We start from the raw sequence: 2,375 nt of genomic DNA, 5'->3' as shown, positions 1-2,375 counted from the left end.
CGGCTCGTTTTCTCTTCCCCTTAATTTCAAGTTCGGCTCCATAAAGATGAGATATGTCAATATGGTCTTGTTCATGCTGATGTTTTTCTTGCCCGGCTTTCTAGTAGGATACCTAAGGACCCATTTTAGCGATCAAGTGATTCAGACCTTTATCGTGGAGATGGCTAAGATTCCGGATTGGCTTCAAGTCAGCGCCATGGCGGCTCTGCTCTTAGCCATGCTTCTGATTTCCCTGGCGTTATCACTAAGAATCTACGCCAACAAGGAATTCTAGCTAGAAGGGAGGGTGGCTGGACTGCCATAATCGGGGCCCGAAACTGAAGTAGTTGTTGCCCTAAGTACCCCTGTGATATAGTAAGCTTAGCGGATTGACCCCAAGGAGGCAAGGTAAGTGCAGCCGGAAGCTTGGGAAGGCAGCATGGTCCGGTATCTTGAGGATCACCCCAAGGTGGTCTTGGCCTTCTTGTTCGGATCTTATGCTAAAAAGAAACAGTGGGCTAACTCCGATATCGATATAGCCGTCTATTTAGCCCCGCCTTATACCCTGGATGACGTCACTTCCATTTGGAACTACTTAGAGGATAGCTCTCACCGAACTGTCGACCTCATAGTCCTGAATGAGGCGCCAGCGGGGGTAGCCTGGGCAGCCATGAAAGGAAAGGTCCTGGTCGATAAGAATCCCAGGCTTCGCTTGGAGCTGATGTTGGAGAAATCTCGTGAGGCTGAGGATTTTCGCCAATTCCAACTGGATTTTTGGCGGCTAAGGCAGCGGAGGGGTCAGGGTGCATAGACTGTCAGCTGAGCAGATCAATGCCATCGTTCGCCGGCTAGACTTCCTTGAGATAGAACTGGCCGACCTCCCCAATTTCAAAACCATCACCCAGGCTGAATACATTTCCGATCGCGACCGGCGGCGAAATCTTGAACGGTTGGCCGAAAACGTGGTCAACGCCACTATCGACATCGGCAAGGTACTCCTGTCGGCCACTGACTTGCCCATGCCAGATACCTACCGAGAAGTCATGATCCGGCTAGGTGAAGCTGGATTCATCTCGGTGGCCTTGGCTGAAAAGTTAGCAGACATGGTTCGGCTGAGAAATGTGCTTGCACACCAATATCTGGATATCCGCTGGCCAACCATCGCTACCTTTGTCAAGAACGCCGCTGCCACCATGCGGGAATTTATCCGCAGCATCGAGCATTTGCTAGATACGGCTAGAAGCGGTGAAGACCAGCCATAGGCTATTCTGTCAAAGTTATCGCTTTTGCCACAACTATTGCCACTTCAATGAGCACATACTTCTTTGCAGGCGGCCTCCTCCTGGCTCTTCCTGGTTGGCTTCTCCAATTTTATATCAGCCATCCCCCGGGCACCGTTCTTGCAGAAAAGGACGGGAAGACGGTCACTCACTGCCACCAGCCTGTGATATTGCCACTCGCAATTCCCGGGCGTTGGCTACGGCGTGCCCTTCAACGTCATTGTTAAAGTAAGCATATACGTCGCGGCCTTCGGCTAGCCATCGTTGGATATGCCCCGCCCAGGCAGAAAGTTCCTCGGGGCTGTAGCAGGAGCTATAGAGCCTGCGGCTACCATGAAAGCGCAGGTAGACAAAGTCGGCCGTAACCTCTCTAGCCTGGGGCCAGCGCGGGCCATCGGCGATACAAAGCGCATAGCCGTAGCGAGCCAGAAGGTCATAGACCTCTGGTATAAACCAGCTCTGGTGGCGAAATTCAAAGGCGTGGCGGGCATCCCTGGCCACGGGCTGGGAGGACAGCAAATCGCAGAAGGAGGAAAGCCGGTTGAGGTCGGCCTTAAACCCGGGCGGCAATTGCCACAGGACCACACCCAACTTTTCGTTAAGCCCAGCGGCCCGATCAAAGAAGTTTTGGGTCACGTCTTGTACCTCCACCAGGCGCCTGGTATGGGTGATGAGCCGGCTTCCCTTGATGGCAAAGCGAAAGTAGTCTGGCGTGCGTTCGTACCAGTTGGCAAAGGTCTTAGCCAGGGGCAAGCGGTAAAAGGTGACGTTTAGTTCCACGGTGTTAAACTGGGTAGCGTAGTACCTGATCCATTCCGTACCAGGTAGGCCCTGGGGATAGAAAACGCCTCGCCAGTGGGAATAATTGTAGCCGCTGGTGCCAAGGTAAAGACGCGCCATGTTACCTCACCATAATCCAGGGCTTTTGGGACCCGTTTAAAATACTTTCGCTCTGCCGACGAAAATCCTGCTGCCAAAGTATAAAAGCAGACCCCCATGCCGGCCAAAACCGCCGATATTACTTCAGCCTCAGGCGCTTGAGCTCCCAGTTAATGCGTTCTAAATCGAACGCTTCCGGGTCGAACTCTCCTCCCAGCCACTCCATCGTCTCTTCAT

The 2,375-nt window shown here is 53.0% G+C and carries 4 protein-coding genes; 3 read left to right on the top strand and 1 reads right to left on the bottom strand.

Annotated features, from left to right (window positions below):
* The 3 genes from H5U02_15135 to H5U02_15125 all read left to right on the top strand — a co-directional run.
* Positions 1–274 (top strand): ABC-2 transporter permease (locus H5U02_15135; GenBank protein ID MBC7343754.1); only part of this gene is annotated, 274 nt, incomplete at its 5' end.
* A 144-nt stretch (positions 275–418) separates the two neighbouring features.
* The gene (locus H5U02_15130; protein ID MBC7343753.1) at positions 419–790 is read left to right on the top strand and encodes a nucleotidyltransferase domain-containing protein; all 372 of its coding nucleotides are present in this window, start codon (positions 419–421) and stop codon (positions 788–790) included.
* Positions 783–1,241: a DUF86 domain-containing protein gene (locus H5U02_15125; GenBank protein ID MBC7343752.1), complete on the top strand. Its 459-nt coding sequence runs from the start codon at positions 783–785 to the stop codon at positions 1,239–1,241. Before H5U02_15130 ends, H5U02_15125 begins: the two co-directional genes overlap by 8 nt.
* A 162-nt stretch (positions 1,242–1,403) precedes the next feature.
* Here H5U02_15125 and H5U02_15120 read toward each other — a convergent pair whose 3' ends face one another.
* Positions 1,404–2,159 carry a DUF72 domain-containing protein gene (locus H5U02_15120; protein MBC7343751.1) on the bottom strand — a complete coding sequence of 252 codons (756 nt, stop codon included), beginning with the start codon at positions 2,157–2,159 and terminating at the stop codon, positions 1,404–1,406.
* Between the last annotated feature and the right edge of the window lie 216 nt (positions 2,160–2,375).

Source organism: Clostridia bacterium (genome assembly GCA_014360065.1).
Lineage (GTDB): Bacteria > Bacillota > DSM-521 > Neomoorellales > JACIYF01 > JACIYF01.
The sequence above is the reverse complement of the archived record's forward strand: the minus strand, read 5'-3'. Positions and strand labels throughout refer to the sequence as shown.